This is a genomic window from Camelimonas sp. FR25 (genome assembly GCF_059740505.1).
Genome location: NZ_JCAWFG010000103.1, coordinates 144704 through 160150 on the forward strand (window position 1 = coordinate 144704; position 15447 = coordinate 160150).

Below are 15447 nucleotides of genomic sequence, written 5' to 3' on the forward strand. Positions count from 1 at the left end.
GTGCGGCGCTTGAGCATTTCAGGATGCGGATGCGTCAGCATCTTCGCATCCTGGTATAAGCGGGCTGTGCGGGGGCGTAAGGAACTGTTGTGAGCGAGGGTTGGGATACATCGGCGGCGGCCTGGATCGCCTCGCTCGATCAGGACTTTTCACGCCACGGCGTGCTCGATGGCCCGATGCTCTCTAGGGTGCGGGCAGGCGGCTATGGCCGGGCGCTGGATGTCGGCTGCGGCGAGGGGCGGTTCTGCCGGATGATGCAGGCGGAAGGCGTCGCCAGTATCGGCGTTGATCCCACGGCTGAGTTGATCGGCGTGGCGCGGGCGCGTGACCCGGCGGGCGACTATCGCATCGGCAGGGCCGAGCGCCTCGACTTTGCCGACGCCAGCTTCGACCTCGTGGTCAGCTATCTCTCCCTCATCGACATTGAAGGGCTGGAGGCGGCGGTCGCCGAAATGGCCCGGGTGCTGCGGCCTGGCGGCGCCATCCTCGTCGCCAATCTCACCAGCTTCAATACGGCGGGCGGCTGGCGCGACGAGCCCGGCCAGCCGTCTCGCTTCGAGATGGATCATTATTTGGAGAGCCGGGCCGAGTGGGTGGCGTGGAAGGGCATTCGCGTGCGCAATTTCCACCGGCCGCTGTCGCGCTACATGCAGGCGTTCCTTGCCCAGGGCCTGCGTCTGACCCTGTTCGACGAGCCTGCCCCGGCCCCAGACTGGCCCGACCAGCAGCTGGCCGCGCGTTACCGTCGCGCTCCCTGGCTGGTGCTGATGGAATGGCGCAAGGACCAGACTGGCTGAACTGGCGGCGCCATTGCCCGCGCATCCGCCGGTTGCGCTGACTGCGGGCGCATTCCGGGCTATCTGGCAATCCGGCGTACCTGCAAGGCGTCGCCGCCCTGATCCGGCGCGGCGCATGCGCCGTCTCGCTCAGCGGCGCAAAACCTGCTACAGCCAGGCGCAAAATCCCATGAAGCGGCTGCGGCGCCCACGGCGCGGCCCGCATAGCGGCGGTCCTCCCGCCAGATCGCACAGTGATGAACGTCCAGACTCCCGAGGCCAAAGCCGTCGCCCGGCGGCGCACCTTCGCCATCATCTCGCACCCGGACGCCGGTAAAACCACGCTAACCGAAAAGCTGCTGCTGTTCGGCGGCGCCATCCAGCTGGCGGGCGCGGTGAAGGCCAAGCGCGGCGGCGCCGCCACGCGCTCGGACTGGATGGGCATTGAGAAGGAACGCGGCATCTCCGTCGTCACCTCGGTGATGACGTTTGAGTATGACGACCACGTCTTCAACCTGCTCGACACCCCAGGCCACGAAGACTTCTCGGAAGACACTTACCGCACGCTGACCGCCGTCGACGCCGCCGTCATGGTCATCGACGCCGCCAAGGGCATCGAGGCGCGGACGCGCAAGCTGTTCGAGGTCTGCCGCCTGCGCGACATCCCGATCATCACCTTCATCAACAAGCTCGACCGCGAGGCCCGCGACTGCTTCGAGCTGCTCGATGAGGTGGAGAAGACGCTCGCCCTCGACACCTCGCCGGTGACCTGGCCGATCGGCTCGGGCCGCTCCTTCGCCGGCACCTATGACCTGCGCAACCGCCGCGTGCGCCTGGTCGACAAGGACGACGAAGGCTTTGTGGTGTCGGGCACGGATGATCCGAAGCTGCTGGAGCTGCTGCCGGAGCATGAGCGCGAGGCTTTCCACGAGAGCGTCTCGCTGGCCGAGATGGCGCTGGAGCCCTTCGACCTTGAGGCGTTCCGCCAGGGCCATCTGACGCCGGTGTTCTTCGGCTCGGCGCTGCGCAATTTCGGCGTGCGCGACCTCATCGACGCGGTGGCCGAGTTCGCCCCGCCGCCGCGCGGCCAGCAGGCCGCTGGCCGGGTGGTGGAGCCGACCGAGCCGCGCATGAGCGGCTTCGTGTTCAAGATCCAGGCCAATATGGATCCCAACCACCGCGACCGTATCGCCTTCATGCGCGTCTGCTCCGGTCGGCTGACGCGCGGCATGAAGGCGAGGCTAGCCCGCACCGGCAAGCCGATGACCCTGTCGGCGCCGCAATTCTTCTTCGCCCAGGACCGCTCGATCGCCGAAGAAGCCTTTGCAGGCGACGTGGTCGGCATTCCCAACCATGGCACCCTGCGCATTGGCGACACGCTGACCGATGGCGAGGATCTGGTGTTCCGCGGCGTGCCGAGCTTCGCGCCGGAACTGCTGCGCCGCATCAAGCTCACCGACCCGATGAAGGCCAAGAAACTGAAGGAAGCCCTGCAGCAGATGGCCGAGGAGGGCGTGGTGCAGGTGTTCAACCCGCTCGATGGCTCCGGCTCCATCGTCGGCGTGGTCGGCGCGCTGCAGCTCGACGTGCTGAAGGAGCGGTTGCAGGCGGAATATGGTCTGCCAATCGACTTCGAGCCGACCCGCTTCAGCATCTGCCGCTGGGTGACCTCGGACAAGCAGGCCGAGCTCGACAAATTCGTCAACTCGCACACCTCGTCGATTTCGCTCGATCTCGACCGCGAGCCGGTGTTCATGACCACCTCGGCGTTCTCGCTCAATTATGAGCTGGAGCGCTATCCGGACATCAAGGCGTCCGACATCAAGGACTATCAGGCGGGCGTCGCCGGCTGAGGCGCCGCCGCTTTCCGGCGCGCCATGGGCATCAGGCGCGGCCGTAATTCGAGACCAGACATGACTGCGCCGGCGAATGGCCGCGCGCGAACCGGGACATTCCATGGCGCTTCCACCCCTGCTCACCCTTTCCGGCGTCCGCCTGCGGCTTGGCACGCAGCAATTGCTGGATGGCGCCGAGCTGTCGGTGGCGCGCGGCGACCGCGTCGTGCTGGTCGGCCGCAATGGTTCGGGCAAATCCACCATGCTCAAGGTGGCCGCGGGCCTCGTGGAGCCTGACGCCGGAACCCGCTTTTTGCAGCCGGACGCCACCTTGCGTTACCTGGCGCAGGAGCCGGACCTCTCCGGCCATGACACTGTGATGTCCTGGGTGATGGAGGGGCTGACCGAGGGCGACGACAGCTGGCGCGCCAGCATGTATCTGGAAAAGCTCGGCCTGACCGGCGAGGAGCACCCGTCCAGCCTCTCAGGCGGCGAGGCGCGTCGCGCCGCTTTGGCCCGCACTTTGGCGCCCGAGCCAGACATTCTGCTGCTCGACGAGCCGACCAACCATCTCGATTTGCCCAGCATTGAATGGCTGGAAGAGGAGCTGGCTGGCCTGCGCACGGCGCTGGTGCTGATCTCCCACGACCGGCGGTTTCTGGAGAAGCTCGGCAAATCGGTGGTGTGGCTCGATCGCGGCCAGACCCGCCGGGCCGAGATCGGCTTTGACCGCTTCGAGGCATGGCGCGACGAGGTGCTGGAGCAGGAAGAGGTCGCCGCCCAGAAGCTGGATCGCAAGATCGCCGCTGAAGAGCATTGGGTGCGCTATGGCGTCACCGCCCGGCGCAAGCGCAATGTGCGGCGCATGGGCGAGCTGTCCAACCTGCGCCAGCAGCGGCGCGAGGCGCGCAAGGCGGTCAATCAGGCGTCGAGCCAGGTCGCCATGTCGGCGTCCGAGGCTGACCTGTCCGGCAAGCAGGTGATCGAGGCCAAAGGCGTCTGCAAGAATTTCGGCGATCGCGCCATCGTCAGCGACCTCAATCTGCGGCTGCTGCGCGGCGACCGGCTTGGCGTCATCGGCCCCAATGGCGCCGGCAAGACGACGCTGATCAACATGCTGATCGGCCAGCTGGAGCCAGACGCCGGCGTCATCCGGCTTGGCGCCAATCTGGAGCTGGCGACGCTCGACCAGCGCCGCGCCTTGCTCAACCCCGACGCCACCCTGGCCGAGACGCTGACCGGCGGACGCGGCGACAATGTGTTTGTCGGCGGCCAGCCGCGCCATGTGGTCAGCTATATGTCGGACTTCCTGTTCCCGCCCGAGACGGCGCGGACGCCGGTGAAGGTGTTGTCTGGCGGCGAGCGCGCCCGGCTGATGCTGGCGCTGGCCATGGCGCGCGCCTCCAACCTTCTGGTGCTCGACGAGCCGACCAACGATCTCGACCTCGAGACGCTGGACGTGCTGGAGGAGATGCTCAGCGCCTATTCCGGCACGGTCATTCTGATCAGCCACGACCGTGACTTCCTCGACCGCATCGTCGACGCCGTGCTGGTCCCGGAAGGCGATGGCCGCTGGCAGGAATACGCTGGCGGCTATTCCGACATGCTGCGTCAGCGCGGCGCCGAGATCGCCAGCACCAAGGCGCAGTCAAAGCAGCCGGCCAAACCGGCGACCGCCAAGGCGGCCGCCGCCAACGCCGCCGAGCCGAAGCCGTCAGCGAAGCGCATGAGCTTCAAGGACAAGCACGCGCTGGAGACGCTGCCCAAGACCATCGCCGAGCTGGAGGCGAAGCAGAAGCTGGTGCAGCAGAAGCTGGCCGACCCGGAGCTTTACGTGAAGGATCGCGCCGTCTTCGAAAAATTCACCGCCGCCGCCGCTCAAATCCAGGAACAGCTCGCCGCCGCCGAAGACCGCTGGCTCGAGCTGGAGATGCTGCGCGACGAGCTGGATGGCGCGTGAGGCTTATCCCATCGCCCGATGCGCGTGGCTGATCGGGCTTGGATCACGCCGCTACGATGCAGCGGTTGCGTGCGGCGGTTGATGCGCCTGATCAGGGTTTCAGCGCCTTGGTCAGCGTCGCCACATTGCTCTGCATCATGGAAATGTAATCCGGCGCCGGTCCGTCTGCGGGCGACAGCGAATCGGTGAACAGCTGGCCGCCGAGCGTCACTTTGGTCTCGCGGGCGATGCGCTGCATCAGACGTGGGTCGGAGATATTCTCCAGGAACACCGCGGGGGCCTGCTCCGCCCGGATCTGGCGGATGACGCGGGCGACATCGGTGGCCGAGGCTTCCGCCTCCGTCGACAGGCCCTGCGGCGCCGTCAGCTTCAGGCCATAGGCGCGGCCGAAATAGCCGAAGGCGTCGTGGGTGGTGATGATCCGCCGCCGCTCCAGCGGGATGGCGGCGATGCTGCTGCGGATATGAGCGTCGAGCTGCTTCAGCCGCGCCATATAGGCGTCGGCCCGGGCCATATAGCTGGCCTTGCCGTCCGGGTCGGCGGCGATCAAACCGTCGCGAATATTGCGCGCATAGATCAGGGCGTTGCCGACGTCCTGCCAGGCGTGCGGGTCGAGGCCGCCATGGTCATGGGCGTGGCCCTGCGGCGCGTGCTGGTGGACGTGGCCTGGCGCGCCCTCATCAAGATGCGCGGCGTCGACGCCCATGCTGGCGACCACCACAGGGGCCCTGGCGCCGGAGGCCTTGATCAGCCGCGGCATCCAGCCTTCGAGGTTGAGGCCATTGGTGATGATCAGCTTCGCTGCGGCGAGGCGGGCGGCGTCGGCGGGGGCAGGGGAGAACACATGGGCGTCGCCGCCTGGGCCGACCAGCGCGGTGACGTCGACGCGCGCGCCGCCAATCTGCCGGGCCATGTCGGCGAGGATCGAGAAGCTGGCGACGACGGGCAGTTTCGCCGCAGGAGCGCTGGCCGGATCGCCTTGGGCGGCGGCCGCTTGCGCCAGCGCGCCAGACGAAGCCAGAGCAGCCGGCGCCAGGGCGAATGTGACGGCGAGCGCCGCGACAAACCCGCGCCGCGACAGCCGGGCGTTGGCGGCGCCGGGCTTGGCTGTGGCGTCGGACAGGGCGGGGCGAGGCGCGAAAGGCATCGGGAATTCCTGCAGGTGCGGCGTATGACATGTAACGCGCGGCGCCGGGCGAAAATATGTGGGACGCCAGCGAATAGCGGGCGCCGCGCCTGATCAACAGGCAGCGGCGTTTGGCGATTTGTAATGCAATAACATTACAAACTCAACCGCCGCTGGAGCCACGTAGTGCGCCGGGCAAGGCGAGGGTCTCCCGACGCCTGCCCGCGCCGCAGCCGAGACCCGCCCGTTCAGATCGCCTCAGGAATCAGCGCGCTGGAAGATGATCTCCATGGTCCGCGCCATGGTCTCCAGATCTTTGGGGTCGATGCCGGCGACGATGTCCGCCTGATAGGCGTGGGCCAGCGGAATGATCTGGTCGTGCAGCGCCCGACCTTCATCGCTGAGCCACAGATTGATCTCGCGCCGGTCGTGCGGGCTAACCTCGCCGCGCACCAGGCCGCGCTGCTCCAACGCCGTCACCGCGCGCGACACCTTGGTCTTGTGCATGCGGCTATGCTGGCCGATGGCCTTGGCGGTGAGGGGGGAAAAGGCGCCCAGCGTCGCCAGCACCCGCCATTCAGGAATGGCGATGTTGAACCGGCCGAGATATTGCCGCGCCAGCCCCTGGGCCACCACCTCCGACAGAACGGAAAAGCGGTAGGGCAAATAGGCCTGCAGGTTAAGGCTCGGCTGGCCGCTGTCAGTGGCGTCGTCCGTTGACATGGTCACTTCTGCGCTTGCGTGAGAGGAATCCAGACCCCGTGGCGCCCGCATAGCATGCTTCCGCCTTGTGGGGGCATGTTTTTTGCGAAGAGGCGTACTCACGTTTTGCAGCGGGCGCCCCAGTTTTGGGCCGCCGCATCTGCCGGGCCGCAGCGCAAGGCCAGGCGTGGATGCCCGTGACAAGCACGGGCATGACGGTTGAACAAAACACAGCCCCACCTCCCGCCGTCATGGTCGGGCTTGACCCGACCATCCACGTCTTGCGGCGCCAGGACCTGTCACGACTTGCCAAAACCTGTCACGACCTGTTTCGCCCGGTCCGGTTTCCCCCCTCCCACGTCTCCAGATCCTGCGTTCCACACCTTGCAACGTCCCGACTCGTTCGCGCCCTAACCTGCCGCCGACACCGCCCGGCGACGCCAGCCGTCCCAGCGCCGTCTCATGCGAAAACCTTGGCGCGGCGCCCAGGTTGTTTCTATGATCAACGCAGGCGGCCCAAGACCGCCCGGCGCGGCGCGATGCGGCCACGACCGGCCTCACAGAGGGAGTGACACAGCGATGATGGACCTAATGGTGCACCTGGATGGCACGCCAGAGGATGAGGTTCGGCTCGCCCATGGGCGCGCTGTGATCGCCAGCGTTGGCCCGGCCAATGTCACGCGGCTTGTCGGGCTGTTCACCAATGCGCTGCCGGAATTCGCCACGGTGATGCCGATCGAGGCAGGCGCCGCCGCCGTCTCGGTGGTGGCCGATATTGAGGATCAGGTGCGGCGTGAGGGCGATCTGATCGAGCAAAAACTGGCGGAGCGTCTCGCCGGTTTCGGCGTCGCCTCGGAGGTGCGCCGGCTTGAGGCCCGCCCGGCCGGGCTGGCGAAGCTCGCCGCCCGCCATGCCCGCTGGGCCGATCTGTTCATCGCCACCTGCCCCTATCGCGGCGAGCCCGAGCAGGATTGGGGCGATCTGGTCGAGGCGGTGCTGACCGAGAGCGGTCGCGGCATCCTGCTGGCCCCACCCGGCGCCCATGCCCCCGAGAAATTCGACCGCATCCTGATCGGGTGGCGCGATTGCCGCCAGGCCACGCGTGCGGTGGCCGAGGCCATGCCGCTGATCTCACAGGCGCACGCCACCGACATCGTCTACGCTTTTACCAGGGAAGATGAGGCGACCACCCGCTCGGCCGAGGATCTGGCGGCGCATCTGCGGCGCCAGGCTGGCAAGGTCGAGGTGCATCCGGTCAAGCTCGACGCCGGCGTCGCCACCGAAGCCCTGCTGGATGAGAGTGAACGCCTCGGCGCCAATCTCATCGTCATGGGCGGCTATGGCCAGTCGCGCTGGCTGGAATGGTTCATGGGCGGCACGACGCGCGACGTCATCACCCAGACCGACCGGGCGCTGCTGCTGGCGCACTGAGGCGACCATCATCGCAGGTCCCTTGCGGCGCGACCATCATCGCCGTCGCGCAGGTCTGAACAACTGATGCCTGGATGCGAAGCTGCCGACGCATCCGCATCCGGAAAAGCTCAGGCGCGCGCCTTTGGCGTGCTGGCCCGTCTGGTCCGGCACAGCGTCTGGCCGCCAGCAGGCGAGGGAAGAGCGGCCATGCGCTCCTCCTTCATGCAGGGCACGCACCTGAACCAGGCCAGCGACCACCTTTGACCCGCACCGCGCTCAGCGCGTTTTGATGACCACCCGGCCGATCGCCTTACGGTCGCGGATCAGCTCAAACGCCTCACGCCAGTTCTCCAGCGACACCACATGCGAGATATGCGGCTTGAGCTTGCCCGAGGCGGCCAGCTCGGCGAGGGCGGCGCGGGCGCGCTCGCCGCTGGCCGGATCATGCTTCGCCGATTCGCCAGCCCGGACGCCGAGCACGCTGGCCCCCTTGATCAGCACCAGATTGGTCGCCGCCTTGCCGACGCCGCCGGTGAAGCCGATGATCAGCAGGCGGCAGCCCCAGTTCATGCAGCGCAGGCTCTGCTCGAAGATCTCGCCGCCGATCGGGTCGAACACCACATCGACGCCCTTGCCGCCGGTCAGGCGCTTGACCTCATCCTTGAACGGTCCATCTCCATACAGGATGGCGTGGTCGGCGCCGCTGGCGCGGATCACCTCAAGCTTCTCCGGCGACGAGGCGCAGCCGATCACCGTCGCGCCCATCATCTTGCCGATCTGCACCGCCGCGAGGCCCACGCCGCCGCCCGCGCCATGCACCAGCAGGGTCTCGCCCGCCTTCAGGAAGGCGCGTTCGTTGAGCGCATACCAGGCGGTGAGATAGGCGACGCGGAAGCAGGCGCCTTCCTCAAACGACAAAGCGTCGGGCAAGGGCACGAGCTGGCTCTCCGCCGCCACCGCCTCTTCGGCGAAGGCGCCGGTCTTGCCGCTCATCATCACCCGGTCGCCGACCTTGACGCTGGCGACGCCGGGGCCGGTCTCAACCACCACGCCCGCCGCCTCCATGCCCGGCACATAAGGCACGACAGGCTTGAACTGGTAGCCGCCGGTGGTCATCAGCAGATCGGGGAAATTGATGCCGGCGGCGTGGATCTCAACGCGGGCCTGGCCTGGGCCAACCGGCTGGCGCGGGGTGTCCTGCAGCGACAGGCCGTCGAGGCTCTCAAGCGCATGGCAGACGACGGAACGGGGCATGGGGGCTTCCTCGGTTCTTGTTCTTGTAGCGTGATGATGGTGTCCGGCACGCTCATACCAGGATGCGAAGATGCTGACGCATCCGCATCCTGCATTGCTCAGGCGCCGCACGGGCTTAGCCAGAACCCGATGAGTCATGCTCATCGGATTCTGGCATCAGGCGTCGCGTTCAGACGTCGCGGGCGCGCAGCAAGGCGGCGCGGATCAGCGGCATGCGGTCATTGCCGAAATACATGTCGTCGCCATTGATGAAGATGGTCGGCGAACCAAAGCCGCCGCGCTGCGGCACTTCTTCGGTGTTGCGACGCAGCTGGTCCTTGACCTCGGGTGAGGCGATGCCGGCGAAGAACGCGTCGCGGTCAATGTCGAGCGCCTCAAGGATCGGGATCAGGTGCTCGTCCTGCGAGATGTCGTTTTCATCGCGCCAGTAGCTCTCGAACACGGCGCGGGCGAAGGGAACCAGTTTGCCATGCGGCTCCAGCCAGATGCAGCCGCGCATGGCCTTCACCGAATTGACCGGAAACACCTTGGGCCAGTTGATCTCAATGTCGCAATAGCGGGCCCAGTCATCGAGATCCTTGCGCATATAGGCCGCCTTCTGCGGCACCGGCTTCTCGCGCGAGGCATAGACGGTGGGATTGACGGTGTTGAAGATGCCGCCAACCAGAATGGGCTTCCAGATAATGGTCTCGCCCAGTTCGTCAGCAAGCCGGATCAGCGATTCAAAGCCCAGATAGGTCCAGGGGCTGGAACAGTCGAAATAGCATTCAATGGTGGCCATGGCGGTTACCTCTGCTGGCGCGGCGGCGGCAGTCTTCAACGGGGTGGGGTCAGTCAGCGGCTGGGGCGGCGCCTGCGCTGGTCTGGCCGAACAGCACCTTTTTGGCGTCGTCGTTCATCGGCTTGCGCCAGTCCTTGCCGACGGCGAGGCCGGCCTGCAGCTGCGGCCGGGCGCGCAGTTCGGCGTACCAGCGGGCGATGTGCGGATAGGCGTCCAGCGAGATGCCCTGGGCCTTGTGGGTCATGATCCACGGGAAGATCGCCATGTCGGCGATGGAATACGCCCCGGCGACACATTCCCCGGTCTCGCCCAGCTGGCGGTCGAGCACGGCGTAGAGTCGCCGCGCCTCATCGCCATAGCGCTTGATGCCGTAGTCGATCTTTTCAGGCGCATAGAGTTTGAAATGGCCGTGCTGGCCGAGCATCGGGCCGAGCCCGCCCATCTGCCACATCAGCCATTGCAGCACGCGATAGCGCCCACGCGCATCGCGCGGCAGGAAGCGCCCGGTCTTGTCGGCGAGATATTCGAGGATGGCGCCCGATTCGAAGATCGCCAGCGGCGCGCCGCCATCGGCGGGGGCGTGGTCGACGATCGCCGGCATACGCCCATTGGGGCTAATGGCCTGAAATTCGGGCCGGAACTGCTCGCCAGCGCCAATATTGACGGGGATCACCGTGTAAGGAACGCCCGCCTCTTCGAGGAAGATGGTGATCTTGTAGCCGTTGGGCGTCGGCCAATAGTGCACGTCGATCATCAGGCGTTCTCCCGGGTGGCGTTGCGCCTCCTTAAGCGGGCGCGCGGCCGGTGCTGGCGTATGTTGTCGTTATGGGGCGCGGGGGCATCGCTGCTCCAGCGCCAGTCGTCCTGCGCCCGCGTCGGGGCGGTCGCGCGGTCGCTCAGACCTTCGGGTCAGCGTAATTGGCGGCGCGCTTTTCCATATTGGACATGATCGCCTCAACCTGATTGGGGCTGCCGATCAGCGCCTGCTGCTCCACCGCCTCATCGGTCAGGCCTTCGGTCGGCGACACCACGCCGGCGCGGTTGAGGATGCGCTTGCTGGCGCGCACTGCGTCCGGGCTCTTGTCGGCGATCTGGCGCGCCGTCTCCATGGCTTCGGCGTAAGGGTCGGCGCAGACGCGGGTGGCGAAGCCCATGGCCAACGCCTCTTCGCCATTGAAGATGCGGCCGGTGTAGGTCAGCTCGCGCACCACGTCCTCACGGGCGAGGTGGCGCATGATCTGCGTGCCGGCCATGTCGGGCACCAGGCCCCATTTGATCTCCATCACCGACATGCGCGTATCTGGCGTCACGTAGCGCATGTCGGCGCCCAAAGCGAGCTGGAAGCCGCCGCCAAAGGCCACGCCATGGATGGCGGCGATCACCGGAACCGGCAGCTCGCGCCAGCCCCACACGGCGTATTGCGGGCGATTGGCGGCGCCATGGGTGCGGGCGGCCAGATCGCGCGGGATCGCGCCTTCCTTGCCGCCGCCATCGGCCATCTTGCCGAAATTGCCCATGTCGAGGCCGGCGCAGAAGGCGCGGCCTTCGCCGGAGAGCACGACGACGCGGACCTTGGGGTCTTTCTTGAGGGTCTCGACCGCTTCAAGCAGCGCATTGAACATGGCGTCGTCGAGGGCGTTCATCTTGTCGGTGCGAATGAGCTTCACATCGGCGACGCCATTGGTGACGGTGATGGAAATGCGGCCCTGCATGGTGTGTCGTTCCCTGAGTGTCAGCCTGCGGAGGGCAGGCGGCGCTGGCCTGCGCTGTGCGCCTACCAAGCATTCGATTGATTGTGTGTGATCGTCAGGAGCGGCGGCGGATTGTCAAGCGCTGGTGGCGCGATTTGGCGCCCATAGCCATGCGGCGCCGCGCACGCCAGAGCTGTCGCCGTGCATGGCGCGGCGCAGCGGCGTGGTGAACACGTCTGAAAACACATGCGCGGCGATGGCGGCGGGCAGGTCCTGATACAGCTCGTCGATGTTGGAGACGCCGCCGCCGAGCACGATGACGTCCGGATCAAGCACATTGATCACCGCCGCCATGGCGCGACCCAGCCGCGCGACGTAGCGGGCGTAACCCGAGCGCGCCAGCGGCGCGCCCTGGCGCACCGCCGCCATGGCCTGGGCGGCGTCGCGGCCAGCCCCGCATGCGGCGGCGAGCGCCGGGCCGCTGAGGAAGGTCTCGTTGCAGCCATGCTGGCCGCAATAGCACGGCCTTGCGCGCGCCTCCTCCGGGCCGACGTGCGGCAGGGGCACGTGACCCCATTCGCCAGCGATGGCGTTGCGGCCGCGCAGCGGCCGGCCGCCGATGGCGATGCCAGAGCCAACGCCCGTGCCGAGAATCAGCGCCCACACCACCTCAGCGCCAGCGCCGGCGCCATCCGCCGCCTCGGAGGCGGCGAGGCAATTGGCGTCATTCTCCACCAGCGCAGGCCGGCCCAGCGCCGCCTCCAGATCGTCCTGCAACGGCCGGCCGTTCAGCCAGGTGGAATTGGCGTTGCGGATCAGGCCGGTGGCCGGCGACCGCGAGCCAGGGATGCCGACGCCGACCGGGCGCGGGGCGCCGTCATGCAGCGGCCCGACGCCCGCCGCCGCCTCGGTCTCGCGCACAAGGGCGGCGATGGCCGCGACCCCGCCCGCATAGTCGCCAGCCGGGGTGGCGGCGCGCCGGCGCGACAGTTCGGCCCCATCCGGGTCGAGCACGATGGCCTCGATCTTGGTGCCGCCGAGGTCGACCCCGGTGCGGACCACGGGGGCATGGTGGATGAAGGCCGCCATGGCCCCTCCGTGTGATGGGTTTTGCGCGTCATGGTCGCACGGACCCGGCTGATCAGGCCGAGGGAAGCTCCCTGAAAGGGACAGCGACACCCGCCCGCTCCATCAGGGGTGGAGCATGCGAAAGGCTTTACCCCTTGCCCGCGCTCCTGGCGCATGGCCTGGCTCAGTCGAGGCGGTCAATGAAGCGGCTGAAGGCGTCCACGAAGCCGGTGAGGAATTTGGCGGTGCGCGGGTCGGTGACGGCGCCGTCGGCGTCGATCTGGTCCGGCTTCCACGAGAAATAAATCTCTGGCTGGCCCATCAGCACGCCGCCGATGACCCCGATGACGGAGCGCAAATGTTGCTGCGCCGCCGCGGTGCCGATCGCGCCCGGGCTGGCGCCGATGACGGCGGTCGGCTTGTTCTGCCAGCTGCTGTCGCCATAGGGGCGGGAGCCCCAGTCGATAGCGTTTTTCAGCAGCGCCGGGATGGAGCGGTTGTATTCCGGCGTGACGAACAGCACGGCGTCGCTGTGGGCGATGTCCGCCTTGAAGCGGGTGACGCTGGCGGGCGGGGCCTGCCACAGATCGTCGTTATACATCGGCAGATCGTCGATCTGGACGAGGGTGCAGGCGAGCTTGCCTTCGGCCAGCCGGCTCACGGCCCGCGCCAGCTGCTGGTTCAGCGACCCCTGCCGCACGCTGCCGACCACCACTGCGACTTTCTTCATCGGAAACTCCTCTGCAAGCGTCACACCGACGCACCCGACTGCCTGAGCGGGATCACCCCAAGGCTATATCACTTAAGGGGCGCCTGGCCCCAAGGGTCACAACCACGCGCCTGAGGCGCGGGTCGCAGGCGGGGGCGGGCGCACTGGATCGGAAAGGCCCGGGCCTGCTCCCGCCGTCCTGAGCCGGCCATGCGTCGTGCAATCCTGACACAAGCCAGCCCCGGCGCAATCGCAGGCGATGATTGCGCGTAAGGTCAGGTTGCGGCTATTGCCCAATTGATCACACGCGCAACAGTCGGCGGGCGGCGGCCCGCGCCACATATCCATGCGCGGCGGCGGACGCCGCGTAACCATGCAAGGCACGTGTCCCGCAAAAGGGGGGCGCGGCACAGGGAGGAACACAGGTTATGGCGATCCAACGTCCAGGCAAGGGGCATCCATTCGCGGGTCAGGACATCCGCACGCTCGTCGATTTTCGCGCCCAGGCCAGCGGCGACAAGCCGTTCATCGTTTGGGAGCCCTTCTCGGGCGCTGGCTACGCCTGGAGCTTCGCCCAGTTCGCCAACCGGCTGGCGCGCTTCGCCGCCGGCCTGCAGGCGCGGGGCGTGCGCCCCGGCGACCGCGTACTGGTGCATCTCGACAATTGCCCGGAATCGATCGTCTCCTGGCTGGGCTGCGCCTATGCCGGCGCCGTGGCGGTGACCACCAACGCCCGCTCCAGCGCCGATGAGCTGACCTATTTCGCCGACCATTCCGGCGCGGTCGCCGCCATCACCCAGCCGAAGTTTGCGTCGCTGGTGGCCAGCGCCTGCAAGGGCCTGAAGTGGATCGCTGTCACCGAGACCGACAATGGCGATGACGCCGGCGCCAATACGCCGTCGCCCGCCGACGCCTTCAGCTCCATTGACGGTGAGCCAGCCAATCTGCTGGCCCGCCCGCATGACGCCATGGCGCCGTTCTCGATCCAGTTTACCTCCGGCACCACCTCGCGGCCCAAGGCGGTGCTGTGGACCCACGCCAACGCCCTGTGGGGCGCCAAGGTCAACGCCTCGCACGAGCAGCTGCAGCCCTCAGACGTGCATCTGATGACCATGCCGCTGTTCCACACCAACGCCCAGGCCTACACCCTGCTGGCGTCGCTGTGGGCGGGCGTCACCTGCGTGGTGCAGCCGCGCTTCTCGGCCTCGCGCTTCTGGCCGGTGTCGCAGAAGCACGGCGTCACCTTCACTTCGATGATCCCGTTCTGCATCAAGGCGCTGATGAGCCTCGACGTGCCGCAGCACAGCTACCGCACCTGGGGCGTCGGCGTCTGCCACGGCCCGTGGGACGCGCATTTCGGCGTGCGCTCGCTGGGCTGGTGGGGCATGACCGAGACCATCACCCATGGCACCGTCGGCGAGCTCAACGGCTACAGCCGGCCGATGTCGATGGGCCGCTGCGCGCCGGAATACCAGGTGCGGATCGTCGACGACAATGGCGCTGAACTGGGCGCGGGCGAGACTGGCGACTTCCAAATCCTTGGGATCCCCGGCCTTTCGCTGTTCGCTGCCTATGACGGCAATGAGCAGGCGACCCGCGACAGCTTCACCGAAGACGGCTGGTTCATCACTGGCGACCGCGTCAGCCTGATGGAGGACGGCTTCTGGGTGTTCGCCGACCGCTCCAAGGACATGCTGAAGGTGGGCGGCGAGAACGTGGCGGCGTCGGAGATCGAGCGGGTGATCATGACCGTGCCGGGCATCTCGGAGTGCGCGGTGGTGGCGAAGAAGCATGAGATGCTCGATGAAGCGCCGGTGGCGTTCATCCTGCCCAATCCAGGTCCGGTCGCGCCGGATCTGGCCGATCAGGTGCTGGCCGCCTGCCAGGCCCAGCTGGCCAAATTCAAGGTGCCGCACGAGGTGCGCGTGGTCGCTGAGCTGCCGCGCTCGACGCTGGAAAAGATCAACAAGGCCACTTTGCGCAAGCAACTTGAGGCGTCTTCATAAAACCGCGATGCCGTTGATGCTGGGGGTGCGTGCGCGCACCTCACATCCCCGTGAACAGGCGGATGATCCTCACAGCTGATGGGGGCGGGTTACGGATGGTTCTCCGGGATCCGCCGCCATGGAGCT

The 15447-nt window shown here is 67.2% G+C and carries 13 protein-coding genes; 5 read left to right on the plus strand and 8 right to left on the minus strand.

From position 1 onward, the window contains the following. The first annotated feature begins 89 nt into the window (after positions 1 to 89). From AC6A67_RS15590 to AC6A67_RS15600, 3 genes are all read left to right on the plus strand, one after another. Positions 90 to 797 (plus strand): class I SAM-dependent methyltransferase, encoded by a 708-nt coding sequence (locus AC6A67_RS15590; RefSeq protein WP_498037474.1) that lies wholly within the window; start codon positions 90 to 92, stop codon positions 795 to 797. Between the two features lie 236 nt (positions 798 to 1033). Continuing rightward, a complete protein-coding gene (locus AC6A67_RS15595) occupies positions 1034 to 2629 on the plus strand; it encodes a peptide chain release factor 3 (RefSeq protein WP_498037475.1) in 1596 nt (531 codons plus the stop codon). Between the two features lie 103 nt (positions 2630 to 2732). Beyond that, positions 2733 to 4571, plus strand: a complete 1839-nt coding sequence (locus AC6A67_RS15600; RefSeq protein WP_498037476.1) for an ABC-F family ATP-binding cassette domain-containing protein — start codon at positions 2733 to 2735, stop codon at positions 4569 to 4571. Between the two features lie 91 nt (positions 4572 to 4662). Here AC6A67_RS15600 and AC6A67_RS15605 read toward each other — a convergent pair whose 3' ends face one another. Both AC6A67_RS15605 and AC6A67_RS15610 read right to left on the minus strand, forming a co-directional pair. Further along, positions 4663 to 5718 carry a metal ABC transporter substrate-binding protein gene (locus AC6A67_RS15605; RefSeq protein ID WP_498037477.1) on the minus strand — a complete coding sequence of 352 codons (1056 nt, stop codon included), beginning with the start codon at positions 5716 to 5718 and terminating at the stop codon, positions 4663 to 4665. A gap of 237 nt (positions 5719 to 5955) precedes the next feature. Beyond that, entirely contained in the window at positions 5956 to 6420 is a 465-nt protein-coding gene (locus AC6A67_RS15610; protein WP_498037478.1) for a MarR family winged helix-turn-helix transcriptional regulator, read from the minus strand. A gap of 570 nt (positions 6421 to 6990) precedes the next feature. Between AC6A67_RS15610 and AC6A67_RS15615 the strand changes: the two genes are divergently transcribed. Then, positions 6991 to 7830, plus strand: coding sequence for a universal stress protein (locus tag AC6A67_RS15615; protein WP_498037479.1), 840 nt, complete (start codon positions 6991 to 6993; stop codon positions 7828 to 7830). 258 nt (positions 7831 to 8088) lie between these two features. Here the strand turns inward: AC6A67_RS15615 and AC6A67_RS15620 are convergent, their stop codons facing one another. The 6 genes from AC6A67_RS15620 to AC6A67_RS15645 all read right to left on the minus strand — a co-directional run bounded on the left by AC6A67_RS15620 (position 8089) and on the right by AC6A67_RS15645 (position 13336). Continuing rightward, positions 8089 to 9066, minus strand: a complete 978-nt coding sequence (locus tag AC6A67_RS15620) for an NADPH:quinone oxidoreductase family protein (RefSeq protein ID WP_498037480.1) — start codon at positions 9064 to 9066, stop codon at positions 8089 to 8091. A gap of 169 nt (positions 9067 to 9235) precedes the next feature. Beyond that, on the minus strand, positions 9236 to 9847 hold the full coding sequence (locus AC6A67_RS15625; protein WP_498037481.1) for a 2-hydroxychromene-2-carboxylate isomerase: 612 nt from the start codon (positions 9845 to 9847) through the stop codon (positions 9236 to 9238). A gap of 49 nt (positions 9848 to 9896) precedes the next feature. Next, a complete protein-coding gene (locus tag AC6A67_RS15630; RefSeq protein WP_498037482.1) occupies positions 9897 to 10601 on the minus strand; it encodes a glutathione S-transferase N-terminal domain-containing protein in 705 nt (234 codons plus the stop codon). A 142-nt stretch (positions 10602 to 10743) separates the two neighbouring features. Next, on the minus strand, positions 10744 to 11559 hold the full coding sequence (locus AC6A67_RS15635; RefSeq protein ID WP_498037483.1) for a crotonase/enoyl-CoA hydratase family protein: 816 nt from the start codon (positions 11557 to 11559) through the stop codon (positions 10744 to 10746). 114 nt (positions 11560 to 11673) lie between these two features. Continuing rightward, a complete protein-coding gene (locus tag AC6A67_RS15640; protein ID WP_498037484.1) occupies positions 11674 to 12627 on the minus strand; it encodes an ROK family protein in 954 nt (317 codons plus the stop codon). Between the two features lie 163 nt (positions 12628 to 12790). Next, positions 12791 to 13336, minus strand: a complete 546-nt coding sequence (locus AC6A67_RS15645) for an NADPH-dependent FMN reductase (RefSeq protein WP_498037485.1) — start codon at positions 13334 to 13336, stop codon at positions 12791 to 12793. A gap of 407 nt (positions 13337 to 13743) precedes the next feature. On the opposite strand from AC6A67_RS15645, the gene AC6A67_RS15650 reads away from it, so the two are divergent. Next, complete coding sequence (locus tag AC6A67_RS15650) at positions 13744 to 15321, plus strand: AMP-binding protein (protein ID WP_498037486.1); 1578 nt, start codon at positions 13744 to 13746, stop codon at positions 15319 to 15321. Positions 15322 to 15447: the final 126 nt, after the last annotated feature.